Annotated in this window: 7 protein-coding genes; all 7 read right to left on the bottom strand. The window is 55.4% G+C overall.

Going from position 1 to position 6,231, the window contains the following annotated elements; all coding sequences use genetic code 11:
- Positions 1 to 28: 28 nt before the first annotated feature.
- Positions 29 to 220, bottom strand: coding sequence for an antitoxin family protein (locus tag MVD07_RS06670; RefSeq protein ID WP_297499903.1), 192 nt, complete (start codon positions 218 to 220; stop codon positions 29 to 31).
- A 43-nt stretch (positions 221 to 263) separates the two neighbouring features.
- A complete protein-coding gene (gene guaA / locus MVD07_RS06665) occupies positions 264 to 1,187 on the bottom strand; it encodes a glutamine-hydrolyzing GMP synthase (protein WP_297499910.1) in 924 nt (307 codons plus the stop codon).
- 67 nt (positions 1,188 to 1,254) lie between these two features.
- On the bottom strand, positions 1,255 to 2,250 hold the full coding sequence (locus MVD07_RS06660; RefSeq protein ID WP_297499901.1) for a formate--phosphoribosylaminoimidazolecarboxamide ligase: 996 nt from the start codon (positions 2,248 to 2,250) through the stop codon (positions 1,255 to 1,257).
- Complete coding sequence (gene purL, locus MVD07_RS06655) at positions 2,247 to 4,391, bottom strand: phosphoribosylformylglycinamidine synthase subunit PurL (protein ID WP_297499899.1); 2,145 nt, start codon at positions 4,389 to 4,391, stop codon at positions 2,247 to 2,249. Before purL ends, MVD07_RS06660 begins: the two co-directional genes overlap by 4 nt.
- A gap of 5 nt (positions 4,392 to 4,396) precedes the next feature.
- The gene (purQ, locus tag MVD07_RS06650; RefSeq protein WP_297499897.1) at positions 4,397 to 5,068 is read right to left on the bottom strand and encodes a phosphoribosylformylglycinamidine synthase I; all 672 of its coding nucleotides are present in this window, start codon (positions 5,066 to 5,068) and stop codon (positions 4,397 to 4,399) included.
- Position 5,069: 1 nt separating this feature from the next.
- Complete coding sequence (gene purS, locus MVD07_RS06645; protein ID WP_297499908.1) at positions 5,070 to 5,312, bottom strand: phosphoribosylformylglycinamidine synthase subunit PurS; 243 nt, start codon at positions 5,310 to 5,312, stop codon at positions 5,070 to 5,072.
- A gap of 10 nt (positions 5,313 to 5,322) precedes the next feature.
- Positions 5,323 to 6,231, bottom strand: a 909-nt coding sequence (locus MVD07_RS06640; protein ID WP_297499895.1) for a formate--phosphoribosylaminoimidazolecarboxamide ligase family protein, incomplete at its 5' end; no start/stop codon positions are given.

Here is a 6,231-nt window from a genome sequence, read left to right as displayed (position 1 = left end):
ATGAGAAGCGACGCATCGAGGACGAACCTCAACGCTCTCTCACCTCTTCCAGCATTTGAAGGGGGTCTTTTTTGGGCCTCTTGATTCCTTCTGCTGTCCTAATGAACTCCGCTATATCCCTCGCGATTATTTTTATCCTGACCTTCTCCCCCTCCCTCAAGTGGGGCTTCTTAAGAGGCTTTAGAACCCCATCTTCGTAGACGGCTTCGATGACTTCCATACTCCCACCGTTTCAAACTCCACTCAAAAATAAATAAAGGTTCTCACTCGAACTCTATCGTCGCTGGAGGCTTGTTGGTGATGTCGTAGAGCACCCTTCCGACCTCGGGGATCTCGCTGGTAATTCTGAAGGCTATTCTCTGGAGAACCTCAAAGGGAACGTTCATTGCGTTGGCCGTCATGCCGTCGAGGCTCTCAACAATTCTAACCGCTACCGTCTCCTTGTAGGCTCTTATGTCACCCTGGACGCCAACCGTTCTGACGCCGAGGAGAACCGCGAAGGCTTGCCAAGGCTTCAATCCAGCTTTCTCAATCTCCTCCTCGACTATGGCGTTGGCCTCCCTAACGAGGGCGACCTTCTCAGGCGTGACCTCGCCGAGAACTCTAACCGCCAACCCCGGCCCGGGGAAGGGCATCCTGTTGTATATCTTCTCCGGAAGACCGAGCTCCTTGGCGAGCTCCCTAACCTCGTCCTTGTAAAGGTCTCTGAGCGGTTCTATGAGCTTGAGGTTGAGCCTCTCAGGTAAGCCTCCAACGTTGTGGTGGCTCTTTATCTTGCCCCGGCTCTCAATCCAGTCAGGAGCGATGGTTCCCTGAATTAGAAAGTCGGCGTTTATCTCCCCCGCAACCTCCTCAAAGACCTCGATGAAGACCCTCCCTATTATCTTCCTCTTCTCCTCCGGGTCGGTTACGCCCTTAAGCTCGGCAAAAAAGCGCTCGCTCGCATCAACATAATGGAGGTTGAGACCGAACTCGTCGCGGAAGGTCTCCACGACGAACTCCGGTTCGTTCTTCCTCATGAAGCCCGTGTTGACGAAGACTGCGTGAAGCCTCTCGCCTATCGCTTTATGGGCGAGCAGGGCCGCGGTCGAGCTGTCAACCCCACCGCTGAGCGCTATTATCGCCTTACCGTTGCCAACAGTTTTCCTTATCTCCTCAACCTTCTCCTCGATGAACTTCTCCCACATGGACACCACCTTTGGCCAGCATTTGAACGTTAATTTATAAATCTATTCTGCGAAATATTAAACAAATTTATGTTAAAACCTCCCCAAGCCTGTCCTCTTCCACAGCTTGCCTCAGCTCCATCGCTATCCTCCTTCCAGTGCTTACCGGGAAGTCATATCTGAGCCAGCTGTAGGGCGAGCCGTGGACGAAGGGGTTGGTCCCCGCCACTATCCTGGCTGAGATCTCGAAGACCACGAACTCCAGCTCCTCGGTGTAAACCCCCTCGAGGCAGAAGGGCCCCCACAGGCCACCCATAAGGTTCTCGGCGGTTTCAACTACTCTTTCACCGGCCTCGATAACGTCCATGAGGAGACTCTCGCGGAGGACGATCGGGATATTGCCGATGACCGTGTAGTTGGTGTTCAGTTCAAGGCCTAGCTGTTCTCCCGCTGGAATTCTGCCTATCGCGTCCGCATTGCTCTCGTACCTCCTGTCAACGCTCATAAGCTCAAGCTCGCGGCTGAGCTTCGAGTAGAAGTAGTGCGGGTAAACAGGAACCCCAACGACATACTCCTGGATCTGGACGTTGGAGAGGTCTTCTTTGTTCCTTATTCCAAGCTTCCCAGCCTTCTTCCAAAAATCAGCCGGGCTTTTGGCCAAGAAGTAGCCCCTTCCGCCACCTGCTCCAAACGGCTTGACTATAACCGGCCTATCAATCTCGTCCGGGTCGTCGTAAACCCTCGGAAGCCTCAAGCCAGCCTTTTCCAGCCACTTCCTTTCGAGGTTCCTGTCGCTCTCCCATCTGAGAACCTCTTTGTTGCCGTAGTAGGGAACGCGCATCCTCTCGACAAGCTGGATTCCCAGGTGGGCCACGAAGGAGCCGGTGGGAATAACCACGGCCTCAAGCTCAAGCAGTTCTTCCTCCGGATAAGTCCCTTCGATGAAGTAATCTGCAACGGGAAAATAGCGGGTGTAGAGGGGCTTAACGCGGGTCTTTCCGAAGGCCACCGTTTCAAAGCCCTCCTGCTTTGCGCCCTTCAAAATCTGAAGGGCGGAATGGGAAGCGTAGGTAGCTACCCTCATTCCTCCTCACCAAGCAGCTTTGGTAGCGACTCGTGGATTTTCCTCAGCTCGGGAATCGGCCTTCTAAGGAGCTCTTTTCCGCTCCAGCGGAAGACCACGTTGCTTCCGCCGGCTTTTCCTACAACGGCGAAGTGCCTGAAGAGACCTTTAAGGTCTTCAATTTTCTCCTCCTCGAAGGCCACCACATACCTCCCGTGGCTCTCGCTGAAGGCAACTTCCACAGGGAAAAGGCTTCCATCCACTAGGGCCTTTGAGAGATCGACCTCAAAGCCAGCCTTCCCGGCGAGGGCCATCTCGGTCAGAGCGGCGGCTATTCCTCCCTTACTAGCGTCGTGGACTGCCCTAACCAGGCCTTTCCGTATAGCCCTCAAAATCCCCCCGGCATTTGCCTTTTCCTCATCTAAGCTCACGCGAGGGGCAAGGCCGCCCTCGACTCCGAGCCTTGCGTAGAGCTCAGAGCCACCGAGTTCCTTCTTGGTAAGCCCGACAATGCCGATGAGCAGGCCCTCTTCAATCCCCATCTGGGGAATCTTCTCAAGCTCAACCTTCCCGAGGCCCGCAACTACAGGAGTTGGCTTTATCGGCCTGTCAACGACTTCGTTGTAGAAGCTGACATTACCGCTGACGTAGGCCAGACCGAAGGCCTTAGCGGCGTTGGCCAGCCCCCTAACGGTTTCAGCGAAGCTCCAGTAGACCTCGGGCCTCTCGGGCGAGGCGAAGTTGAGGTTGTCAACTAGTGCTAAAGGTTCCGCCCCGACGCTCACGAGGTTTCTAACCACCTCGGCAACGGCTCCCATCGCGCCGTGGTAGGGGTTGAAGTAGCTGTGGTTAGGGTTTCCATCGGTGACGAAAGCTAAACCGTATTTTTCATTTATCTTCAGAACCGCTGAGTCTCTACCGGGCTTGAGAACCGTCCTTCCCTGAACTTCGTGGTCGTACCCCTCCCAGACCCACCGCTTGCTCAGCACGTTGGGGCCTTTCCAGACGAGGTCGAAGGCCTTCCTAAAGTCAACCTCGGGCGTTTCAACGTCCTTTTCAGCGCGGTAGGGCTTCATCTCCCACTCAATCGTTGGAACGTCCGTGAGGAGCTCAACGGGCAGGTCTGCCACCTTCTCACTCTTCCAGTAGACGATGTAGTGAGGCTCCTCAATGACCTCACCAATGACGGCCCACTCAAGCTCGTACTTCTCGAAAATCCTCCCGATTTCTTCCACATCCCCGGGTCTAACCGCGAAGAGCATCCTCTCCTGGCTCTCCGATATCATGATCTCCGCAGGCGTCATGCCCGGTTCGCGGAGCGGGACGCGGTCTGCGTAGATAACCGCGCCGAAGCCTTTCTTTCCGACCATCTCCGATGAGGCACATGTCAAACCGCCACCGCCGAGGTCTTTAAGTGCCTTAACTTTACCGGTATAAACGGCTTCAAGGGTCGCCTCGATGAGGAGCTTCTCTGTGAATGGATCCGGAATCTGCACCGCCGAGCGGTCTTCCTCCTCGGCGTTCTCTCCGAGTTCCTCGCTCGCGAAAGTTACTCCGTGGATTCCGTCCCTTCCCGTTCTGTTTCCGACCAGAATGAGTTTTAAGCCAGCTTCACTCACATAGCTGTGGACGAGGTGTTCTGGCTTCATAACTCCAATGCAGGCAACGTTTACCAGCGTATATTCATCAAGACTCTCATCGAACTCGGTTTCACCGCCAACAGTTGGGACGCCTATCCTGTTGCCGTAGTCGGCTATACCCTTGACGACGTACTCAAAGAGGTAGCGGTTGTGCTCCTTCTCCAGCGGGCCGAAGCGTATCGGGTCGAGGAGCGCTATTGGACGAGCACCCATGCATAGTATGTCCCTTACAATCCCGCCGACACCCGTTGCCGCTCCACCGTATGGCTCGACTGCACTCGGGTGGTTGTGGCTCTCTATTCCGATAGCTATCCACGTTTCGTCGTCGAACTTGACTATTCCAGCATCCTCGCCGGGGCCGAGAATCACGTGCTCGCTCTCGGTCGGTAAAAGCTTCAGCCAGGGCCTGCTGGACTTGTAGGAAGCGTGCTCGCTCCACATAACTTCGAGCATTGCCCACTCAAGCTCATTCGGCTCTCTCTTCAAGCGCTCGCGGATGACCCCTTCCTCGTGCGGGAACACGTTAATCACCTCCTCGCCCACTCAACCATGCCCCTGAAGAGCCTCAGCCCGTCTTCACTCCCAAGAAAGCGGTCGCTGGCGCGCTCCGGGTGCGGCATCGTCCCGAGGACGTTCCCCCTTTCGTTGGCGACCGCCGCTATGTTGAGAACTGAGCCGTTCGGGTTCGCTTTTTCAGTAACGTTGCCCCTCTCGTCGCTGTACTGGAAAACAACCTTGACCTTTGAGGGATCCTCAGTGTAGTAGTTGCCCTCGGCGTGAGCTATTGGCATCCTTATGACCTCTCCCTGCTCGTAGAGCGAAGTGAAGGGCGTCTCGTTATCGGCAACCCTGAGGTGAACCCATCTGCAGAGGAAGCGCGGAACCCTGTTCGGCCTCAAAGCCCCAGGCAAAAGGCTGGCCTCAGTGAGAATTTGAAAGCCGTTGCATATCCCCAGAACGGGCCTCCCCTCGCGGGCGAACTCCTTAACCTCCTCCATTATCTCTTGCCTGGCCGCTATCGCCCCGGCGCGGAGATAATCGGCGTAGCTGAAGCCACCCGGCAGAACGACACCGTCGAAGTTCTTCAATGAACGCTTGTACCAAACGCGTTCAGCCTCGGCACCGGCCTTTCTTATTGCCCTTTCAGTTTCAAAGTCGCAGTTGGTTCCCGGGAAGACCACCACGGCAAATTTCACCATCTCAGCTCACCGGCTCGATTCTGTACTCCCAGCTGTGGATCAGCGGGTTGGCGAGAAGCTTTCTGCACATCCCCTCGACCTCTTCCTCAGGGTTCTCGCTCTCCAGCTCAAACTCGAAGTACTTCGGAACGCGGAGATTCTCGACCGCGTACCCGAGGTTCCTAAGCGCGTTTCCTATGACCCTCCCCTCGGGGTCGTTAAGGCCTTCCTTGAGGCGAACGATGACGGTAACCTTCCACTTCACTGACATCACCTCATGTAACGATCTTCTCAAGCTCGTCCAGCTCAATTGCGCGCTTAATCTCAAGCGCTATCCTCCTCCCGGTGCTCATCGGCTTCCTCCAGAGGGAGTTCCCGTAGGGGTGCCCCATAGCCATGTGGATGTTGGTTCCGCCCCCGGTTCTCGGGGCCACGTCGTAGATGTAGAAGTTCAGGTCCTTATCAACTGCCGTCTGGAGTGTGAAGGGCCCGATTATTCCCGGGGAATAGTACTCCTGAGTGGCCTTCACGTACTTTTCCGACATATCAAAGACCTTCTCCAAAAGGCTCTCGCGGAGCGTTGAGGAAGCATGACCAGTAACCGTGTATTCGGGTTCGAACTGCCACTCCGGCAGAGTAAGCTGCTGGGAAGCGGGAAGCCTTACATGACCGTCAAGGCTCGTCTCGAAGCGCCAGTCTATACCCAGGAGCTCGATTTCCTCATCAATCGGCGAGTAGAAGAAGTCGAAGTTGAAGACGGGGCCGATTATGTAGCGCTCGATTCTCGCTTTGGCGAGGTCTTCCTCCATGATGACACCGAGCTTCTTCAGGCGTTCGGCCTTCTCGCGGAACTCCCGATAGCTTGCCGCAGTAAAGAAACCCCTCTCCAGCCTCTTCTTGGCGTGGGGGAGTTTGACTATCACGAGGCCAACCTCGTCAATCTCCTCCGGCTTTACTGGCTCGGGGTATGGAAGCTTAGCTTTCTCAAGCAACCAGTAGTAGCTCTTCTCCTCGCTCCTCTCCTCACTCCTCAATAAATTCCTGCTCCCGAAGAGAGGAACCCTGAACTCGTTTTCCACCCTATCAATGCCCGTGTAAACTACAAAGGAACGGTTTGGGACGAAGATGACGTTCCTCTTCACCAGCTCCCTCTGGGTATCAACGATTTGGGCGAACTTGTCAAG

This window comes from Thermococcus sp. (genome assembly GCF_027008145.1).
Taxonomy (GTDB): domain Archaea; phylum Methanobacteriota_B; class Thermococci; order Thermococcales; family Thermococcaceae; genus Thermococcus.
This window is presented reverse-complemented; position numbering and strand designations above follow the sequence as displayed.

Bases quoted from the DNA above. Each gene is read 5' to 3' on its own strand.
- MVD07_RS06670 (WP_297499903.1), bottom strand. From the start codon at position 220: ATGGAAGTCATCGAAGCCGTCTACGAAGATGGGGTTCTAAAGCCTCTT.
- MVD07_RS06660 (WP_297499901.1), bottom strand. From the start codon at position 2,250: ATGAGGGTAGCTACCTACGCTTCCCATTCCGCCCTTCAGATTTTGAAG.
- purQ (WP_297499897.1), bottom strand. From the start codon at position 5,068: ATGGTGAAATTTGCCGTGGTGGTCTTCCCGGGAACCAACTGCGACTTT.
- guaA (WP_297499910.1), bottom strand. From the start codon at position 1,187: ATGTGGGAGAAGTTCATCGAGGAGAAGGTTGAGGAGATAAGGAAAACT.